The organism is Mycobacterium sp. (assembly GCF_051006775.1).
Classification (GTDB): Bacteria; Actinomycetota; Actinomycetes; order Mycobacteriales; family Mycobacteriaceae; genus Mycobacterium.
Window position 1 is genome coordinate 1 of the sequence record NZ_JBPCSX010000194.1, and the last position, 19,380, is coordinate 19,380.

The following is a 19,380-nucleotide window of genomic DNA, read 5'->3' on the forward strand; positions in this document are numbered from 1 at the left end:
CGCCGAGACGAGCGTGCTCAGCGCGGTACTCACCGCAGAGCCCAGGGTGTCGCTGATCCCCGGCGTGGCCAGGAATGCGGCCACCGCGTCGCCGAGTGCCCCTGCCGCCGCCAGTGCCTCCGGACCACCGCCCAGCAGCGGGCCCACCGCCGAGGCGATCGCGGAACCCGCGAACTGCTGCACCGGGACGGCGTTGACGACATCGGTCACCAGTGAGCCCACCGCCGAGACCACCGTCTGATCCCCGAGCACCGACAACAAGGCGGTCACGAGGGTCGAAGCGATCCCGTCGGTGAATCCCGGCAGCACCGCCAACTGGCCGAGGGTGACGCTCAGAGCCGTCGCCTGCGGCACACCGCTGAGCACATTGGACCCGAACTGAACCAGATACCCCGCCAGCGGCCCCAGCACATCCGACGCCGAGACTGTCGCGACGAGACTGTTCACCGCAGCGCTGACGGTCGATGCCAAGGTCGTGCTTATCCCCGGGGTGGCCAGGAACGCCTTGATCGCATCACCGACGGCCCCGCCGACGGCGACCGCGCTTGCACCCCCGCCCAACGAGGACGTCACAAGCGAGGCCAGCGCATCCGCGATGAATTGCTGCCCCGAAGACCCGCCGACGATGTCACTGACCAACGTCGACACCGTCGAACTCAGCGCCGTCCCGAAACCGGCGTTGGACAGGTACGGCGAGAAAGCCGCGACGATCGCGGTCTGCGCGGCGCTTCCCGCCGTGCCGGTCAGCAACGGTTGAAGTGCCGCGCCGACGTCGACGGTCTGACCCTGGACGGCCGCGTTTCCGACGATGGTGATGAGGGTTTTCACCTGCTGATCGAAGTTCGTGTTCCCCAGCAGGCTGGTGATCAGCGTGCTGACCGCGGTGCCCAGGCCGCCGCCGATCGCCGGGGCGGTCAAGAGGCTCTCCACCGCGGCGCCGAGCGGACCACTGATCACCGCGGCCGCGTCGGGACCCACGGCACCGGAGATCGCCGCGTTCACCTGCTGGCCGACCCAGGTCCGCGCATCGGCGGTGCCGAGGAAGGTGTCGATGAACGTTTTCACGACCCCGCCCAGGGCCGCCGGCACTGCCGACCCCACACCTGAGAACGGGGATGTCAAGGTCAGGGCGTTGTACAACACATCCCCGACTCCGGTGATCGCGGCGGAGGCCGCCGTCGAAATGCCGGCCGAATTGTCGCTCAGCCAGCTCTCCAGAATGCCGCTTGTGGTGTAGCCGCCGAGCTCGGCCCTCACGAAGCTAAAGGCGAGGTCGCTGATCGGTCTGCGCAGTGATGTCGCGACGACATCCACCACAGGGACGAACGCCTGCAGGAACGCAACCACTATCGGAGTGTTCAGCGCATTGACCGTGGCGAGCACCGCCGGACCGAAGGCCGCGCCCAGTTGCGGATCCCCGCCGGTGATTCCCGCGGTGATCGAGCCGGCGATCGCGGTTCGGATGGTCTGATTGCCCAGGAAATTCGTGATCGCGTCTCTGAGGAACCTGTCGAGATAACCCTGGTTGATGATCGCCGGGAACACGTCGTTGTAGACGTCGGCGCTGATGGTCCCGGCGACCTTGTTGAGCCAGTCATCGACCGTGAACCCGATCCCGAGGCTGAAGCCGAGCTCGAGGGACGCGGCGGTGGCGGCGCCGAGAGTGTCAAGGACGATGGTGGAGATCACGTCGTCCAGGACGCCGGCGAGGCCTGAATCGGTCAGTGCCGAGTTGACCGCGGTGCTGATGGCGCCCTCCGCCGGTTGCCACGACGGAAACATGTTGAGGATCGCCCCGACGATCCCCGAAGTCAGAGCTGTGACGCTCTTCAGCGCAAACAGGACCTCGATGATGGTGCCGGTGTCGGGACCTGACGAGGCCGCCGCGGCGACGGGGGTTGTGCCGCGCACCGCGCTGGCGGTGAGTACCGGATCCGCCGACACCGCCGCCGCCACTGGGCGCACCGCACCGGCCGCCCCCGCACGCCCGGCCGCGCCGAGCAACCCCGCACTACCGCCAGCACCACCCGCACCGGCGGTCAGCGCACCTGACGCACCCGCACCACCTTCGCCGCCGTCTCCCCACAGCAGACCGCCGCGCCCGCCGTCACCGCCCGCTCCGTCGTTGACTCCGACCAGGCCGTCGCCACCGGCGCCACCCGTGCCGAACAATCCGGCCGCACCGCCGTTGCCGCCGTTGAAGCCGTTACCGGCAGTCCCCCAGAGCAACCCGGCGGAACCGCCGTCACAGGCCCCACTGGTGCAGGAACCTCCGTATTGCGTGTAGCTGTAACCGTTTCCAGCCAGAATGCCCGCGTTCGGATTATCCGCGGTACCGTCGCCGATGAAATACCGGATGATCGTTGAGAGCGGATCAGGTTCTGCCGCAGTCAGATTCGCTACGACTGTGTTAGCCGACGCAACCGGCTCGCTCGTGGAGACCCCCTCGGCTGCTGTACCTAGCGCCGCGGCGCCACCTGTCTCGCGGCGGCCCAACGCCAATCCGGCCCATGCGAGCGGGAGTGCGAGCGGGGCTGCAGGATCCGCACCGTTACCGGCCGCCGCCAGCCGGACCGTGCCAGACACCCGGCCCGAAATCGGCGCGACCGTCATCACCGGCGCCTGCGCGTCCGCAGGCGCAGAATTGACGGCCGGCGACGCAACGGGTTGCGGCGGACCGTCGAGGTCAGGGATCGCCGCAGCGGGTCGGTCGTGTGTGTTCACGACGGGTTCATCAGCGACTGCGAACGGTGTTGACCGCCGCGCCGCTGAGCTGAGCGGGGAGGGCGGCCGGACCCGCGGCGCCGCTGTCGGACTGCGATCACCGTTAGGCGAAGGCTCAGAGGCGGCGGCTGGCCGTTGCACAGGAGCCCGCCGTTTGTTTGCGGCTGGAGGACGGGCCGGCGCGGCACTTGTGGATTGCCGGGACTGCCGCGGCGACGAACTCGCACCGCGATCCGAGGGGGTGGATGTGTCAGGATCTGCCACCGCGATACCTGGCAGGGCGATCATGCCACCGACGCCTAAAGCGACTGCCAGCGCGCCGACCCGGCCGACGTGAGTGGATGGCCGCGCCAGATTCGGGGTCAGCAGCCAACCGCCGGCCCCATCCGCCGCAACCCGCAACGTCCCCGCCGACAGCCGATGCCGTCCGGACATCGCATTAGCCACCTGAAACCCCGATCACCAGCACCGGAGGCTTCACCCAGGCTGGACCACCACCACCGACATTGGCGAGCTTAGGTGACACGTCGACTTCGTTATTGATTCTGCGCACACTGTCAGCCTGTCGAAAGCCTGACGTGGCGAATGTCCACCGATCGGACCTATTCGGGAAGACCGTGAGGTCCCCCAATCGGCTGAGCCACGCTCAGCGGCGGGGCTCCCACACCACAACTGCCGTGCTTTTCGGCACCAGAGCCAGATCACGACGCGGCCGGCTGCGGGACAACTCCCCCGCCATCTCACGCACCCGCGACTGCAGCGCCTCAACCTGATTACTGAGGTCGATGATGCGCTTGATACCCGCCAGGTTCACACCCTCGTCCTGGGAGAGCCGCTGGATCTCGCGCAGCAATTCCACATCGCGTTCCGAATAGCGGCGGCCGCCTCCGGCACTGCGCTGAGGGCTGACCAATCCGAGGCGGTCATAGGTACGCAACGTCTGCGCATGCATCCCCGCCAGCTCGGCAGCCACCGAGATCAGGAACGTCCGGACCTCGCGCGACTCGTCGGGAATGCTCACGGGCGCATACCCGCCCATCCGGCGCGCGGGTCGAATCCACTGGCCTTCTCGGCGGCGGCGTATGCCTCCAGCGCCTCGAGAGCTTCACCCTCGAGCTTCGGCGGCACCGCGACCTTGACTGTCACCAGCAGATCGCCGGCTCCGCCGTCCCGCTTCGGGACTCCTCGGCCACGAACCCGCAGGATCCGCCCGTCGGTGGTGCCCTTGGGCACCTTGACGCCGACTTTACCGTCCAGTGTGGGCACCGAAAGCGTTGTGCCCAAGGCCAATTCGGTGAAGCTCACCGGAACAGTCACTGTCAGGTCGTTGCCGTCACGGCCGAACACCTTGTCCGCGCGCACATGCACGGTCACATACAGGTCACCCGACGGAGCACCACGCAGCCCGGCCTCGCCCTGTCCGGCGAGCCGGATCCGCTGACCGTCCTCCACCCCCGGAGGGATCCGGACGTTGATGGTCCGGGTCCGGGTGGTGACACCGGTCCCGCGACATTCATCGCAGGGGTTTTCGATGATCGATCCGCTGCCCCGGCAGTCGGTACACGGCTCGGAGAATCCGAACGCACCCTGGTTGCGGTTGATGATGCCGGAGCCATTACAGCTGGCACACACCTTCGGACTGGTTCCCGGTCGGGCACCGCTGCCGTGGCAGTTGGTACACGGGGCCGGGCTGGTCAGCCGCAGCGGCATCCGCACGCCCTTGGTGGCCTCCAGGAAGTCCAGATCGGTCTCGGTCTCGAGGTCCTTGCCGCGGCGCGGCCGGCTGGGCCGGGGCTGCTGCGCGCCCCGCCCGAACAGGCCGCCGAAAAGGTCGCCGATGTTGGCGCCGCCGTCCTGCCCGGCCTGGCCGAACAAATCATTCAGGTTGAAACCACCGGAGCCGTCGTCATATGCGGTGTAACCACCGCCGCCGGCACCGCCACCGCCGAAGCGCCGTCCGAAGCCGCCGCCGGCGAACATCCGGCGAGTCTCGTCGTACTCCTTGCGCTTGGCAGCATCGAGCAGGACGTCCTTGGCCTCGCCGATCTCCTTGTAGCGCTCCTCTGCCGCAGGGTTATTCGGGTTGCGGTCAGGATGGTTTTCGGCGAGCAACTTGCGGGCAACCCGCTTGATCTCATCGTCCTTGGCGTCGGAGGAGACGCCGAGCACTTTGTAGAAGTCTTTCTCAACCCATTCCCGTTGGACCACGGGGCGTCACCTCCTCTCGCTGTGCGACGGATAACTCACTGTGATTCTGCGTCCTGAGCATCCACGACGGTGTCGACCACGCCGACCATCGCGGGCCGCAGCACCAGTTCGCCGATTCTGTAGCCCTGGCGCATGACGGTCCCGATGACCGGCGTGGAACCCTCGCCCTCATGCTGCACGGCCTCGTGCAGCGAAGGGTCGAAGTCCTCACCCTCGAACCCGAAGGCCGTCAGACCGAATCCGGTCAGCACCGCGACGAGCTTGTCGGCGACGCCCTTGAGCGGACCGCTGTCGAGATCGCCGTGACTGCGTGCCCGGTCGAGGTCGTCGAGAACCGGAAGCAGCTGGCTGACCACGACGGCCTTACCACGATCGCCGGCGACCTCCTGATCACGCAGCGCGCGCTTGCGGTAGTTGGCGAAGTCGGCCTGGACCCGCTGCAGATCGGCGGTGAGTTCGGCGACCTTGTCGTCCGGGTCGGTCCCGCCGGGCGCCCCCGGTGCCGCCCCATGAGGGGCGGCACCGGAAGACATACCCTCGCGTACCTCACCGGTCTGCGGATCGATGCGGCGCTTGTCGGTGAAGGTCACCGGCTCGTCGCGATCCCGCTCGTTGTCCGGATAGGTCACTTCTGCTCCTGATCGTCCTCAACGACCTCGGCGTCAACGACGTCATCCGCGGACGAGCCGCCCGCAGCGCCGCTGGCGGCCTGCTCGGCCTGTGCCGACTCGTAGATGGCCTGACCCAGAGCTTGGCTCTCGGTGCCGAGCTTCTCCATCGCCGACTTGATCGAGGCGATGTCGGAGCCGTCCAGCGCCGTCTTCGCCTCCGCGATGGCCGCGTCGATCTTGGCCAGCGACTCCTCGGGAACCTTCGAACCACCTTCGGCCGCTCGCTGTTCGGCGACGAACTTCTCCGTCTGGTAGACCAGCGACTCCGCCTGGTTGCGCACGTCGGCTTCCTCGCGACGCTTGCGATCCTCGTCGGCGTGGGCCTCGGCATCCTTGATCATCCGGTCGATCTCCTCCTTGGAAATGCCGGAGCCCTCCTGGATCTTGATCGTGTTCTCTTTGCCGGTGCCCTTGTCCTTGGCCGTGACATGCACGATGCCGTTGGCATCGATGTCGAAGATGACCTCGATCTGGGGCACACCGCGCGGAGCCGGCGGAATACCGGTCAGCTCAAAGCTGCCGAGCAGCTTGTTGTGCGCCGCGATCTCACGCTCACCCTGGAACACTTGGATCTGCACCGACGGCTGATTGTCATCGGCTGTGGTGAAGGTCTCCGACCGCTTGGTCGGAATGGTGGTGTTGCGCTCGATGAGCTTGGTCATCACGCCACCCTTGGTCTCGATGCCGAGCGACAGCGGCGTGACGTCAAGCAGCAGAACGTCTTTCACCTCACCCTTGAGCACTCCGGCCTGCAGGGCGGCGCCGACGGCGACGACCTCGTCCGGGTTGACGCCCTTGTTGGGCTCCTTGCCACCGGTCAGTTCCTTGACCAGATCCGACACCGCGGGCATGCGGGTCGAACCACCCACCAGCACCACGTGATCGATATCGCCCACCGAAATGCCGGCATCCTTGATGACCTGCTGGAACGGCGCACGCGTGCGGTCCAGCAGATCCTGGGTGATCTTCTGGAACTCCGAGCGGGTCAGCTGCTCATCGAGGAACAGCGGGTTCTTGTCGGCGTCGACGGTGATGTAGGGCAGGTTGATCGACGTGCTCTGGCCCGAGCTCAGTTCGATCTTGGCCTTCTCGGCGGCCTCACGCAGCCGCTGCATGGCCATCTTGTCCTTGGTCAGGTCGATACCGGCCGAGGCCTTGAACTTGTCGACGAGCCACTCGACGATCCGGTCATCCCAGTCGTCTCCACCGAGGTGGTTGTCACCGGAGGTCGCGCGGACCTCGACGACACCGTCGCCGATCTCGAGCAGGGACACGTCGAACGTGCCGCCACCGAGGTCGAAGACCAGGATGGTCTGTTCCTTGCTGCCCTTGTCCATGCCGTAGGCCAACGCCGCGGCGGTGGGCTCGTTGACGATGCGCAGCACGTTGAGGCCGGCGATCTGGCCGGCTTCCTTGGTTGCCTGACGCTGGGCGTCGTTGAAGTAGGCGGGCACGGTGATGACCGCGTCGGTGATGTCCTCACCGAGGTAGCTCTCCGCGTCGCGCTTGAGTTTCATCAGCACGCGGGCGCTGATCTCCTGGGCGGTGTACTGCTTACCGTCGATGTCGACGGACCAGTCGGTGCCCATATGTCGCTTGACCGACCGGATGGTGCGGTCAACGTTGGTGACCGCCTGGTTCTTGGCGGGCTGGCCGACCAGCACTTCGCCGTTACGTGCAAAAGCGACCACAGACGGCGTCGTGCGGGAGCCCTCCGAGTTGGCGACGACAACAGGGTCGCCACCCTCCAGGACTGAGACGACGGAGTTGGTGGTCCCGAGGTCGATACCGACCGCACGAGCCATAGTTGAATTCCTCCTGCTAGACGTACTGGTGTGAGCGAACTGCGCTCAAGTCTGATGGAGACGGTGGGTGCCTGTCAACCAACAGTTGAGTCGGGTTCGCTCAAGTGTCAGTAGGGGTAACCCGGCTGATCCAGGATTCATTCCCGGGGAGGGCCCCTCTTTTCCCGCGAGCGTGCGTGTCGGCACACCGACACGCCGTTGGAGCGCGCATTTCGCGCACGCTCGGCGAGGAGTTCGGGCTATCTGGCGTCCCTGTGGCCTCGTGCCCCCACCGGGCAGGGAAGGCAAACACCAGTAACTCGGCCCACTGGATCGTGCGCTGCGCCTCGGCCAGATTGATCTCGTGCTCGAAGGAATCCTTCGCTCAATTGACACCCTGGAAGCACCAGCGCTATCCGCCGAACACACTCTCCACGAACGCCTCGGTGCCCTGTTTCCAGGCCACCACAAAATCGCCGGCTTCATCGCGACTGATGGCAAGACTGGGGCAGAACCAATCACCCCCGTCGTCGGTGAAAAAGTGCGGAGAACCGACCACACCGCGGGCCTTCCCCTCATCCCAGTCGGCACGGACAGCGGCAGCAGTCGCCTGAGCGTCCAGTGGCTCCAACCCGAAGCGGGTCGCGATCTCCGCGACGACGTCGGGTAGGCCGATATCGAGACCGTCCTCGAACATTGCGTTGCGCAGGGCCATACCGACCTCCTCGACCACCGCCGGATCGCCGGTGCGGTCGGCGGCGGCAGTCAACGCAAACGCGGTCATGGTCGTGCGAGGGAAGGTCTCCACCGAGAACCCGGCGAACAGGTCGGGGCGGACGGAACCCTGCAGGGCCTTGATCTCCGCGGCGACGTGGTGGCCGTCGAGGGGCTGGCCGTTGATCAATTCCAGCGGCCAGGCCCGGATCCGAAGCCGCGGCTCGGTCAGGCCTCGGCTTGCGCGCCGGTCTATCAGCGTGTGCAGACCGGCGTGGGTGAACGGACACAGGACGTCGGCGAAAACCTCGACGGTACGCATACCCCTTAGGGTATACCCGTCATGGAGCGCGGTCGAGATTCCTATCCTTGTTCCGTGCACCCCGAGAAGCCGCGCACTCACGTGGCCGTCAAGACCGGCATCACCATGATCGCTCTGGCCCTGATCGGCTTCGTGGTCACGCTCGTGGTCCATCCCTTCTTGGTAAGGCCTGACTCCGTCGAGGACCTCACCGCCGCATGGAAGAAGGCGGGCCCGACCGCACTGGGCAGCTCAAGCACCGTGGTGGTACCCGCCGGCGACACCCTGGTCGCCTTCCTGGTGGGAACCCAACTGTTCGGCGGCGCGGGCACCACCACCGGAACCTGCTCGGCGACCGCGGCGGGCCGGATCATCGAACTGGGGTCACCTGTCCAGATCGAGCGATCGCTCACCGGCATCCTCAAGAACGGGCAGGAGACAGTCGCGGTGGCCGGGTGGACGAATCCAGGTCCGGCTGACGCGATCGTCGAGATCAGCTGCCGCTCGAGTGACTCCACCGTCGAGCATTTCGTCGCGGTGCCCACGCAGACCGGGGTGGTGGAGCACAGGCCGTGGTTTCAGCCATGGGCGTGGGTGGCACTGGCCGCGGCCGGTGCGGTGGTTACCACGGTGGGGATGACTAAGCCGACCACCCGGTGATACGGCTGTCTGACAACTCGTGCAGGTAGACCTCCAGGTCGGTGTAGCCGACCGAGGACAAGGTGTGCGCATTGGCATCGGCGACGTTGGGGTCAAGCCGCCTCGCGAACTCCCAGGCATCGGGCATGCCGTCGCCATCGGTGTCGGTCGGGGCTACCGGGGCGGCACCGGTGTAGGCCGACAGCAGCCCGTCGCCGGCGGGGTTGGTGTTGCGGGGTGCGGTGGCGAAGGTGTTGGTGGCCACATTCAGCATCAGCCGGGTGTCCATCGGATCGCGCGGCCAGGCGCCCGCGGTGTTGAGCAACAGGGTCCGCAACTGGTCGGTGGGGGTGTAGGTGATGGCCGGGAACGGGTTGCGTGTCGGCAGCTTGTGCGCCACCTGAGACGAGGTGTTCGGATCGGTGACGGACTGATAGTCGTTGCAGCAGTAGAAAAGCTGGTAGTCCGATCGAGTCGGGTAGAGGTTCATCTTGTTGCCGCTGACATAGAGGTTGTTCCGCGGTATTCGCATGATCTGGTCGTCGAACATGCCATAGGGGAAGTCGCTGCGGGTCTGGAAATAGTTGTTCACCGCGTTGAGGTTCCAGTAGATCGGGTAGGGACTGCCGCCGGGGCCTGTGACGACGCCGGTGGTCAGCCCGAGGGCGACGAAGAAGTTCGGATCCCAGTACAGGTTGTTGGATATCTCGAGATTCATGTACGAGCCGGCCGCAGCCAGCGACTCGCGGCTGCCCTCCGGCAGTCGGCCCTCGATCCGGTTGAAGACGTTGTGGTGCAGTGACACGTTGTCCAGACCGAAACCGTAGGCCGGGTTGGAGTAGTTCATCAGCACCCCGCCGTAGAACGAGTGCCCGCCGACCGTCTCGGCGATGATCGTGTTCTGGACGGTGATGTCGTGGGAGTAGGAGATCTCGATCGCCTCGTCGAGAGCGTTGCCGATGGACACGTGGTCAACAATGGCGTTACGGGTGTAGCGGATTCGCAATCCGTCATCACCCGGCGCGGTCAAGCCCGGCCGGATACGAATGTGCTGCAGGATCCAGTTCTCGGCGAAATCGCCCGGCGCCCGGACGTCCTGATCTTGAAACGGACTTTCATCGGTGACAAGGCCCCGGATGGTTATCCCTCCGGGTGAGGTCTGCCCGGCGATCGTCACGTCGCCATTGGTCAGATGAATCTGGGTGTTGATCACCCCGCTCACCTTGAACAGGATGTAGCGGGCGCCGGGTTGGTCGATGGCCCACTGCAGCGAGCCCGGTCCGGCGGCGTTGAGGTTGGTGACGTAGATGACGCTGCCACCGCGACCGCCGGTGGCGGTGGCGCCGAATCCCTCCGCCCCGGGGAAGGCGGCCAGCGTTGCGGCCGATGCGGTCGTCAACGGGCTGACCGGCACGGTGACCAGGACGGCAGCCGTGCCGCCGAACCCGTCGCTGAGGGTGACGGTGAATGCGTCCTGTTGGTCGCCGGGGGGCGCACCGGTCGCGGCGGCGTTTCCCCGGGCTTCGACCGTCGGGGTGTAACTGAACGCACCGGTGGTCGCCTCGATGCTCACACTGCCCTTGGCAGTCGATGACACAGCGCTGTAGGTCAGGGTGTCGTGGTCGGGGTCGCTGCCGACCACGCTGCCGGTGACCACACCGGTGACAAGATCAGGGCTGTTGACGCTCGCGGTTCCGGTGGGCGGCTCATTGCTCGCGACGGTGAACGGGGCGACGACGACGGTGACTGTCCTGACACTGGTGTGGCCGGCGTGGCCGAGGAGTCCGAAGGTCAACAGGTTGAGCAACCCGGCCAAGCCGTGAATATGGAGGCCACTGTCGGCGTCGCTGACACTGACACCGAACGAGTCGGTGATCCCGGTCGGCGCCACGGCGCGATCCGGGGTGTAGGTGTAGGCGCCGTTGCCGGCGACGACCACCGCGCCGTGGGTGGGACCCGAGGTCACGCTGTAGCTCAGCGTGCTGCTGTCGGGATCGGTGGCGTTCAGCAGGCCACTGACCACACCGGCGGGGCCCTGCCCGGTCTGGGCCGGCTGCAGCGCGGGAGTCTGGTTATTCAGGCTGCCCCACAGTCCGTCGAGGAAGCTCGGTGCACCCGCTGCCGCCGTTCGCCTGGCGCCGCGTGCCACCGTCCGGGCCCGCTGTGGGGCGGCGGCATGAACCACGCGCCGCGCAGCCGGAGCCGACCTCGGGGCGAGGGGCATCGACTTCGGGGCGCGCACCGCTGCGGATCGGTTTGCTGTGGAAGCGGGCGGATTCGCCGGGTCTGCCGTATCGGCGGCAGCGACCCCGTGACCCCCGATGAGGACTGCAGCACCGACGCCCAGTGATGCGGCCAGTGGGCCGAGACGAGCCACGAACGCGCTGGCCGCCATGGCGCCTCCCGGATAGCTGACCGCCTGATTGGATCACGTCCGGCCCCCGAACAGCAATGCCCAAAGGCCCCGGTTCCCGGGGACCTTCGGCACGCCGAAACCGTCAAAGCGCTGTGATTGCCATCGGTAGCTACTAGCGTCGCCGAAAAGTACCGAAATTCTTTTCAGGACGGGGATTGAGAACGTGACAACGATCAAAGAGGTTTGCCTGGGTGTCGCGGTCGCCGGTTTCGTCGCCGGCGCGGGTTCAGCGGTCGCGACGGCTGTCGCAAACGCCGATACCGGTGAAGCCACCGCCTCGACCGGATCCTCGACCAGTGCCGGTCCGGTATCGCATGCGCGCTCCCGTGGTCCGGCCGTCAAGGCCGCAGCCGCCGCCCAACGTAACCGTGCCGCTGTAACGAAAGTGCCCGCCGCCCCTGCCGCCTCCCGGCAGCGCGGAGCCGCGGTGGCCGCACCCGGTGGCCCTGGCGCATCCTTCGCCGCCGTTCGGGGCCGCGCCGCGGTCGCGTCGGCGGTCGCCGCCGTCGCCGCCGACGAACCGGTGCACGTGCTGCTGATCGGCACCGACGGCACCAATCTGAGCAAGGTCCTTGCCGATCCCGCCAACGTCGGGTTCTTCAACCTGATGGACCAGAGTGTCACCGGCGCGGCGACGCTGGTCGGGCACACCACCCTGTCCGGCCCATCCTGGTCGACGATTCTCACCGGGGCATGGGACACCAAGACCGGGATCGTCGGCAATCTGTTCAACCCGGCCCCGTACAACAGCTGGCCCACCGCATTCAACCTGCTGGAGTACAACAAGCCGGAGATCGCCACCTCAATCGTCGCGGACTGGAAGTACCTCAACGATATGGCCGACGCCGGTGGCTACCCCGTCGACCAGAATTTCTATTACAGCTTTTCGACCAGCTGGGCAGATACCGATACCGAGGTAGTAAACAAGACCATCAACCTGATCAACACGACACCGGCGGACGCCTCGTCATTCATGTTCTCCTATCAGGCGCAGGTCGATGAGGCCGGACACTCCTACGGCGGTGGTTCGCCGGAGTACGCCCAGGCGGTCACCAATGTCAGCAACAACATCCAGCAGATCATGGACGCGGTTTCCGCTCGCGAACTGGCTACCGGGGAGGACTGGACGGTGATCGTCACGACCGATCACGGCCATCAGCAGTCGCTCGGCTTCGGCCACGGTTTCCAATCCCCCAATGAGACATCATCATTCGTAATCCTCGACCTGGCCGGCGACAGCGCCAATGACGGCAAGCAGAACCTGAACTACTCGGTTGCCGACATCACCCCCACGATCGTGAGCCTGTTCGGGGTTCCGCAGCGCTCCGACTTCGACGGCGTGCCGATGGATACCGACCCTGCCGTGCTCTCCAGCATCGTGACTCCGGTGAACCTCAAGCAGGCACTGGGCGACGCGGTCGGCATGTACGGCTACCCCGACACCGGCACCTCGATCACCCTCGGAATCCGGACCGTCTTCGCCGCCATCCCCTACTTCATCGAAGGCTTCGTCACCTCGATCACCGGGCAGCTGCAATCGATCGTCGACCAGCAGATCTTTGTCATCAGCACGCTGGCCGGCGCTACCGAGCTGGCGGTCCAGCTGATCGGTGACGGTCTGGTCGGGGTGACCGAGGCAGTGGCCCGGGTGGTGGCAAGCCTCACCGGTGCCGGCAGCATCGCGCCGACGGACCCACCGCTGCCGGCACCGCCGGTGGCGGCCCTGCCGGTAGCCATCGGCACCGGATCAGGTGCCACAACGCTGGTGTAGGACAGCTACTTCGGCAGGATCCTCATCCGGGCGCCGCCACCGGCCACCTGGATCGTCTGGCCACTGACCCAGCTTCCGGCCCGAGAGGCGAGCCACAGGAAGGCATTTGCCACATCCTGCGGTGTTCCGGCACGTCCGGTCAGATTGTTCGGATGGGCCAGCGCGTGCTGGATCTTCTCGTCGAGGCCGACGTCAGCGTAGGCGGAGGTGAGTACGGTGCCGATGACGACGGAGTTGATCCGGATCTGCTTGGCGAAGTAGTGCGCCAGGCTCAGCATCAGATGGTTGAGCGCGGCCTTGGCGGTGGAGTAGGCAAGGAACTCGAAGGCCGGAGCCACTCCGACCATCGATCCCGAGTTGGTGACGGTGGCGTTGTCCGCTTCGAGAAGGTACGGCCGGCAGGCCGCCGTCATCGTCAACGCGGAAAGGCAGTTCAGTTTGTAGCCCTCCACCATGTCCTCGATCGGGATCGCCAGCGGATCGGCGTACGGCTGTCCCCAGCCGACGTTGTTGACCAGGGTGGAGATGCCGCCGAACGCCGACACCGTCTGAGCCACGACGCGGTCGACGGCATCGGTGTCGGTGACGTCGCAGCCCAGACCCAGCACTCGCGCACCGGTTACGGCGATGATCTGTTCGGCGGCCTCGGCAGCCATTGCGCCATTGCGGTCGGCGATCACCACATCGGCACCCGCCCCGGCGAAGGTGCGCGCGATAGCGGCGCCGATGTTTTGCGCACCGCCGGTGACAATCGCGACGTGGCCGTTCATCCGGAAGTCCGCGAACGCGTCGAAAGTCATTGGCCGCACTCCTGAGTCGCGCACCACGATAGCCCCATGGTCTGCGTCATACTGGCGATGTGGGCACCTACGCCGTCACCGGCTCTGCATCGGGGATGGGCAACGCTGTTGTCGAGCGACTGCGGGGACTCGGCCACACCGTGATCGGTATCGATATCACCGCTGCCGACGTCGTCGCCGACCTATCGACAGCGGAGGGTCGGCGCAGCGCGGCGGAGTCGGTCCTCGCCGCCTGCGCAGGATGCCTCGATGGTGCGGTGCTCGCCGCCGGCCTCGGGCCCACACCGGGAGCGGAACGGGTTATCACCGAGGTCAACTACTTCGGCGTGGTGGACCTGCTGCAGGCATGGCGACCGGCACTGGCTGCCGCCGGTTCGTCGAAAGTGGTGGTGTTCTCCAGTAATTCGACCACCACCGTGCCCGCCGTCCCGCGCCGCGCGATCCGGGCATTACTGGCCGGCGAGGCCGACAAGGCACTGCGCTCCTACCGGATCTTCGGACGCACCGCACCCCCGATGGCATACGCCGCCTCGAAAATCGCGATCAGCCACTGGGTCCGCCGTCACGCGGTGACCGCCGGTTGGGCCGGTGCCGGGATCCGGCTCAATGCTCTGGCGCCCGGCGCGATCATGACTCCGATGCTGGAGCGCCAACTGGAGATTCCGGACGAGGCGAAGCACGTTCACCGGTTTCCGGTGCCGATTGGCGGGTTCGGTGATCCGGGAGCGCTGGCAGACTGGGTGGTTTTCATGATGTCTGCCTCGGCGGACTTCCTGTGCGGCAGCATCGTTTTCGTCGACGGTGGATCCGACGCCTACTTCCGCGCCGACGACTGGCCGCGGCCCGTTCCGGCCCGGCGTGTGCTGTCCTACCTGTACCGCACCCGCAAATTCAGACCCTTCGAAAGGAACCAAGGATGAACCGTCCCGCCGGCGTGCTGGCAGCTCTGACAATCACCGCAGCATCGCTGCTCGGCTGCTCGGGTAAGGCCGAGCAGCCGAAGTCCCAGGGTCCGCAGACCACGACGATTGAGATCTCCTACGACGAACTGCTCAATCAGAAGCAGATCAGTCGGAGCGTGAGTCTCGCAGATGGTGACTACCTCCAGCTGAGCCTGGGTTCCAATGCTTCCACCGGTTATCAGTGGGAAGACAAGTTGCTGATCTCCGACCCGAACGTGATGCTCCAGACCGGACACGAGACGCTCGCGCCGGCCACGGATCGACCCGGCGCACCGGGCCGTGAGGTGTGGATGCTGCAGACCAAGAACCGCGGCGAGACCACCGTCTCGACGACCTACGGCAGGCCCTGGCCCGACAGTGAGAAGGACTCCTGGGCCTTCTCCGTGAACGTCAAAGTCAACTGACACCCGCGAGTCACTCGCGACACTCCAGTCACTGAGTGCGTACCCTGGTCGGATGGGAATGTCCCGCCTGGCCAGGGCCGGTGTCGCAGCCGTGTGGCTACTGGCCGCCGGAGCCGCGGCCACCGGTTGCACGTCCACCATCGACGGGGCTGCCAGTTGCCCGGGCTGCGGGATCGGCACCGAACCGGATTTCCCCCGGCCCACCACCCCGGTGGCGACGCCGACGATGCCGACGCAGTCGCCGCCGAACGCCAGCGGAGAAATCGAGCCCAGCGAGACCGGCGACGTCTACATCGAGACCAAGTCCGGTAAGACCCGCTGCCAGATCTCGACCGACTCGGTCGGCTGCGAGTCCGACTTCACCAACGCGCCGTCGGTCGAGGGTCAACCGGCCAACGGTGCCGAGGTGTCCGCGAATGGCGATAGCCGCTGGATCCTGGGCAACCTGGGTGCCATACCGACCACCACAATCGACTACGACACCTATCACGCCCTCGGCTGGACCATCAACGCCGACGCGGACGGCACCCGGTTCACCAACGATGAGACCGGGCACGGCATGTTCATCAGCATCGAAGGCGTCGAATTCTTCTAGGTTCGGTGCCCTAGGGTTGGGTTCATGGATTTCCGCGTCTTTGTCGAGCCTCAGCAGGGTGCCACCTATGACGACCAACTGACCGTCGCGAAAGCCGCTGAAGCACTTGGCTTTTCCGCCTTCTTCCGTTCGGACCACTACCTCGCGATGAAGGTCGAGGGCTTGCCGGGGCCCAGCGACTCATGGATCACCCTGGCCGGGTTGGCCCGGGAGACCTCGACGATCCGGCTGGGCACCCTGGTGACGTCGGCGACGTTCCGGTACCCCGGGCCGCTGGCAATCTCGGTCGCCGAGGTCGATGCGATGAGTGGCGGACGCGTCGAGTTCGGTATCGGCGCGGGCTGGTATGAAGCCGAGCACCGCGCCTACGCCATCCCGTTTCCGGGTCTCGGCGAGCGGTTCACCCGACTCGAGGAGCAACTGGAGATCATCACCGGTCTGTGGAGCGCTCCCGGCACCTTCGACTACGCCGGAACTCACTACGCGGTGTCGGATTCCCCGGCCCTACCCAAGCCGGTGCAGCGTCCCCATCCGCCGATCATCATCGGCGGCGGCGGTGCCAAGCGCACGCCCGCGCTGGCGGCGCGCTTCGCCGCGGAGTTCAACGTCGCCTTCGTCGGACTGGATTTCCTGCGGACACAGTTCGGCCGGGTACGGGCCGCCGCCGAACAGATCGGCCGGCCCCCCGACGACATCACCTACTCGGCCGCATTCGTGGTGTGCGCCGGGCGAAACGGCGCAGAGACCGCCCGCCGGGCGAACGCAATCGCGCGGGAGGTCGACGAGTTGCGGGACAACACGCCACTGTTCGGTACCCCCGGCGAGATCGTCGATCGGCTGGGGCCGTTCGCCGAGGCCGGCGTGCAGCGGGTTTACCTACAGGTTCTCGATCTCGCCGACCTCGATCACCTTGAGCTTTTCGCCAGCGAGGTCATCCCGCAGTTCCGGACCGGCCACTAGGATTCGCGACGTGGCGCGCAATGACGATCCCGGTGACTACCCCGAGAGTGAACCCACCCAGTACGCCAACTACGGCGACACCAGCGGTGAGGCTTACAGCGAGTACGGCGGTGCCGCCTACCGAGACCCCGTCGGGTACGGCCAATCCCCGGCCCCTGCCCCGGCCCCACCGCCGCGCACGGCGTGGCATCAGAAGCCCGCAGCACTTGTCGCCCTGGGCGTGCTGAGCGCCGCGGTCCTGGCACTGCTGGTCTACGCAGTGGTGAAGTTCGTCAGCGTCGAAGCCACCAGCCCCACCGGGACGACCACGCCGTCGAGCACGACGCAGTCGGCCGAGCCGAGCACGACACAATCCGCGGCCCCGGCGCCCGCTCCGAGCACCGAGACGGTGACGGAGTCCGCGACCGCGAATCCCACCACCGAGGCCCCGGCGACCACGACAACCCCGACCACCACCACGGCGGCCCCGGTGACAACCACGACACAGGCCCCCAGTCCGTCGACGACCACATCGATCAGCACCTCGGTCACCACCGTCACCGAAACCACCACGAAACGGTGGCTGCCCCCGATTCTGCGACCGGGTGCGCCGACGCTTCTCGAACCAGGGCAGTAGCGGCGATGAGCGAAGCACTCGGGCTCTCGGTCGGCGTAACCAACATCGTCGCCGCGCGTCTCGGCGATCAGCCGATCACCGAGCGGTCCGCGGTGCCACAGGTCGCAGGCGAAGGTTCACCCAGCGGCGGAGAGGGTCCGCTGACCGCGGCTCTGGAGGCGATTGCACGCACCGCCGACGACGGTGCGCCGCCAACGACGGTGATCGCCGTCCCCGCGCACTGGGGTCCCGCAGCGGTCGGAGCTCTACGGGGCGCGTTACGTTCCAGCGCGCTGCTCTCACCGGCAGGTGTGGCGCCGACGATCGTCTCCGACGCCACTGCGGCACTGGCCGCGCTTGCGGCCGGGCCCGGTCTGCCCGGTGGCGGTGTGGTGGCCCTCTGCGATTTCGGCGGAAGCGGCACCTCGATCAGCCTCGCCGATGCCGGAGCGGGTCTGACACCCATCGGCGAAACCGTGCGCGTCACCGACTTCTCCGGCGACCGGATCGATCAAGTCGTGCTCGACCACGTGCTGGCCGGCATCCGGGCGGCCGGCCATGGCGATCTCTCCGACAGCACTGAGCCCGGCGGTTTGACCGGACTACGCGAGGAGTGCCGACTGGCCAAGGAGCGGCTGTCGTCGGCGACCATGTCGGTCATTCCCGTCGACATGCCCGACTACCGGTCCGCGGTTGAGATCACCAGGTCCGAACTGGAGAGCGTGATCACCGAGCCGTTCGCCGGGTTCCTTGACGCCCTCGCAGATGTGTTGGAGAGCAACCAGATTCCGGCTTCAAGCCTTGCCGCAGTCGCAACAGTGGGCGGCGGAGCGGCGATTCCGATGATCACCCAACGCCTGTCCGAACAGCTCCGGGTTCCGGTCATCACCATGCCCACACCGGGTCTGGCAGCGGCCACCGGCGCTGCGCTGATCGCGCAACGCGGAATGGCGAACGAGGCACCGACCGGGATCGCGGTGCCGGCCGCAGATGCTCCCACCAGCATGGCGCCGACGGCATGGGCGGCCACCGACTCGGCTGCCGACGGCTCGCCTTCGGCCACCTTCCGCGCGCTGGCCTGGTCGCAGGATGAGTCGTCCGGCGCGGACCCGGTGCCCTACACCGGCGCGGACTACACCGTGTCGCCGCCGACCGGCGAACGGCCTACGACGGATTTCGAACCCGCCTACCCCGGCGACGAACGCGACACCATCATGGTGGACGCCGGCGTACTGCCCTGGTATCGCCGGCCGTCGCTGCTGTTCGGCTTGGCCGCCGCCGTGGCGGCGGTAGCCGTCGGTGGGCTTGCGATCACGTTGACGAGCAGCGACAGCACCCCCACCACCACGACCACCAGGGTGACCAAGCCCGGTGAGGATCCCGGCACCCCGGGCACGAATGTCCCGCCGCCCCCGCCGACAACCATCACGATCACCGGAGACAACGGCGCGACGACGGTGACCACCGTGACGCCGCAGCCGACCACCACGGAGTCGACGACCGCGCCAACGACCACCACGACCACCACAACCCCGACCACAACCACCACAACCACAACCACAACAACCACGACGACGACTCCGACAACGACGACCACCACGACCACGCCGACCACCACAACGCAACCGCCGACCACCACGACGACCCAGCCGCCGACGACGACTGTGGCTCCGACTACGACGGTGGCACCGACAACGACAGTGGCTCCGACGACCACGGTGGCACCGGTGACCACGACGGTCGCGCCGACCACCCAGGCCGTCACCACCCAGGCCGTCACCACCCAGGCACCGGTCACCAAGCCGGCGCCCTCAGAGTAAGAAACTTAGGGCAGCC

16 protein-coding genes are annotated in these 19,380 nt (G+C 66.7%); 8 read left to right on the top strand and 8 right to left on the bottom strand.

The features are described 5' to 3' along the window. The 6 genes from ACR2JI_RS13885 to ACR2JI_RS13910 all read right to left on the bottom strand — a co-directional run. A partial coding sequence (locus tag ACR2JI_RS13885; protein WP_526390902.1) for a beta strand repeat-containing protein occupies window positions 1-2,724 on the bottom strand: 2,724 nt, incomplete at its 3' end. A gap of 646 nt (window positions 2,725-3,370) precedes the next feature. After that, window positions 3,371-3,745, bottom strand: coding sequence for a heat shock protein transcriptional repressor HspR (locus ACR2JI_RS13890; RefSeq protein ID WP_526390904.1), 375 nt, complete (start codon window positions 3,743-3,745; stop codon window positions 3,371-3,373). Beyond that, window positions 3,742-4,932: a molecular chaperone DnaJ gene (gene dnaJ, locus ACR2JI_RS13895; RefSeq protein ID WP_526390906.1), complete on the bottom strand. Its 1,191-nt coding sequence runs from the start codon at window positions 4,930-4,932 to the stop codon at window positions 3,742-3,744. The genes ACR2JI_RS13890 and dnaJ overlap by 4 nt, the downstream gene beginning before the upstream one ends. Window positions 4,933-4,967: 35 nt before the next feature. Next, on the bottom strand, window positions 4,968-5,561 hold the full coding sequence (grpE, locus tag ACR2JI_RS13900) for a nucleotide exchange factor GrpE (RefSeq protein WP_526390908.1): 594 nt from the start codon (window positions 5,559-5,561) through the stop codon (window positions 4,968-4,970). Continuing rightward, on the bottom strand, window positions 5,558-7,408 hold the full coding sequence (gene dnaK, locus ACR2JI_RS13905) for a molecular chaperone DnaK (RefSeq protein ID WP_526390910.1): 1,851 nt from the start codon (window positions 7,406-7,408) through the stop codon (window positions 5,558-5,560). Before dnaK ends, grpE begins: the two co-directional genes overlap by 4 nt. Window positions 7,409-7,799: 391 nt before the next feature. Further along, the gene (locus tag ACR2JI_RS13910; protein ID WP_526390912.1) at window positions 7,800-8,423 is read right to left on the bottom strand and encodes a DsbA family oxidoreductase; all 624 of its coding nucleotides are present in this window, start codon (window positions 8,421-8,423) and stop codon (window positions 7,800-7,802) included. Between the two features lie 54 nt (window positions 8,424-8,477). Here ACR2JI_RS13910 and ACR2JI_RS13915 point away from each other — a divergent pair, with 54 nt between their 5' ends. After that, window positions 8,478-9,062: a hypothetical protein gene (locus ACR2JI_RS13915; RefSeq protein ID WP_526390914.1), complete on the top strand. Its 585-nt coding sequence runs from the start codon at window positions 8,478-8,480 to the stop codon at window positions 9,060-9,062. Here ACR2JI_RS13915 and ACR2JI_RS13920 read toward each other — a convergent pair. Further along, window positions 9,043-11,436, bottom strand: a complete 2,394-nt coding sequence (locus ACR2JI_RS13920) for a cadherin-like domain-containing protein (RefSeq protein ID WP_526390916.1) — start codon at window positions 11,434-11,436, stop codon at window positions 9,043-9,045. The genes ACR2JI_RS13915 and ACR2JI_RS13920 overlap by 20 nt on opposite strands. Before the next feature lie 184 nt (window positions 11,437-11,620). Between ACR2JI_RS13920 and ACR2JI_RS13925 the strand changes: the two genes are divergently transcribed. After that, complete coding sequence (locus ACR2JI_RS13925) at window positions 11,621-13,228, top strand: alkaline phosphatase family protein (protein ID WP_526390918.1); 1,608 nt, start codon at window positions 11,621-11,623, stop codon at window positions 13,226-13,228. Between the two features lie 5 nt (window positions 13,229-13,233). On the opposite strand, the gene ACR2JI_RS13930 is transcribed toward ACR2JI_RS13925, so the two are convergent. Beyond that, the gene (locus ACR2JI_RS13930; protein WP_526390920.1) at window positions 13,234-14,028 is read right to left on the bottom strand and encodes an SDR family oxidoreductase; all 795 of its coding nucleotides are present in this window, start codon (window positions 14,026-14,028) and stop codon (window positions 13,234-13,236) included. Between the two features lie 59 nt (window positions 14,029-14,087). On the opposite strand from ACR2JI_RS13930, the gene ACR2JI_RS13935 reads away from it, so the two are divergent. Genes ACR2JI_RS13935 through ACR2JI_RS13960 form a run of 6 tightly spaced genes read left to right on the top strand, consistent with a single transcriptional unit; the run spans window position 14,088 to window position 19,364 of the window. Continuing rightward, window positions 14,088-14,948: an SDR family oxidoreductase gene (locus ACR2JI_RS13935; RefSeq protein ID WP_526390922.1), complete on the top strand. Its 861-nt coding sequence runs from the start codon at window positions 14,088-14,090 to the stop codon at window positions 14,946-14,948. Beyond that, window positions 14,945-15,394 carry a protease inhibitor I42 family protein gene (locus ACR2JI_RS13940; protein ID WP_526390924.1) on the top strand — a complete coding sequence of 150 codons (450 nt, stop codon included), beginning with the start codon at window positions 14,945-14,947 and terminating at the stop codon, window positions 15,392-15,394. Before ACR2JI_RS13935 ends, ACR2JI_RS13940 begins: the two co-directional genes overlap by 4 nt. 52 nt (window positions 15,395-15,446) lie before the next feature. Continuing rightward, window positions 15,447-15,989, top strand: a complete 543-nt coding sequence (locus ACR2JI_RS13945; RefSeq protein ID WP_526390926.1) for a hypothetical protein — start codon at window positions 15,447-15,449, stop codon at window positions 15,987-15,989. Between the two features lie 24 nt (window positions 15,990-16,013). Then, window positions 16,014-16,949: an LLM class F420-dependent oxidoreductase gene (locus ACR2JI_RS13950; RefSeq protein ID WP_526390928.1), complete on the top strand. Its 936-nt coding sequence runs from the start codon at window positions 16,014-16,016 to the stop codon at window positions 16,947-16,949. A gap of 10 nt (window positions 16,950-16,959) precedes the next feature. Beyond that, window positions 16,960-17,565 (top strand): hypothetical protein, encoded by a 606-nt coding sequence (locus ACR2JI_RS13955; protein WP_526390930.1) that lies wholly within the window; start codon window positions 16,960-16,962, stop codon window positions 17,563-17,565. A 5-nt stretch (window positions 17,566-17,570) separates the two neighbouring features. Continuing rightward, a complete protein-coding gene (locus ACR2JI_RS13960) occupies window positions 17,571-19,364 on the top strand; it encodes an Hsp70 family protein (RefSeq protein WP_526390932.1) in 1,794 nt (597 codons plus the stop codon). Window positions 19,365-19,380: the final 16 nt, after the last annotated feature.

Bases quoted from the DNA above. Each gene is read 5' to 3' on its own strand.
- dnaK (WP_526390910.1), bottom strand. From the start codon at position 7,408: ATGGCTCGTGCGGTCGGTATCGACCTCGGGACCACCAACTCCGTCGTC.
- ACR2JI_RS13910 (WP_526390912.1), bottom strand. From the start codon at position 8,423: ATGCGTACCGTCGAGGTTTTCGCCGACGTCCTGTGTCCGTTCACCCAC.
- ACR2JI_RS13920 (WP_526390916.1), bottom strand. From the start codon at position 11,436: ATGGCGGCCAGCGCGTTCGTGGCTCGTCTCGGCCCACTGGCCGCATCA.
- ACR2JI_RS13930 (WP_526390920.1), bottom strand. From the start codon at position 14,028: ATGACTTTCGACGCGTTCGCGGACTTCCGGATGAACGGCCACGTCGCG.
- ACR2JI_RS13940 (WP_526390924.1), top strand. From the start codon at position 14,945: ATGAACCGTCCCGCCGGCGTGCTGGCAGCTCTGACAATCACCGCAGCA.
- ACR2JI_RS13945 (WP_526390926.1), top strand. From the start codon at position 15,447: ATGGGAATGTCCCGCCTGGCCAGGGCCGGTGTCGCAGCCGTGTGGCTA.
- ACR2JI_RS13950 (WP_526390928.1), top strand. From the start codon at position 16,014: ATGGATTTCCGCGTCTTTGTCGAGCCTCAGCAGGGTGCCACCTATGAC.
- ACR2JI_RS13960 (WP_526390932.1), top strand. From the start codon at position 17,571: ATGAGCGAAGCACTCGGGCTCTCGGTCGGCGTAACCAACATCGTCGCC.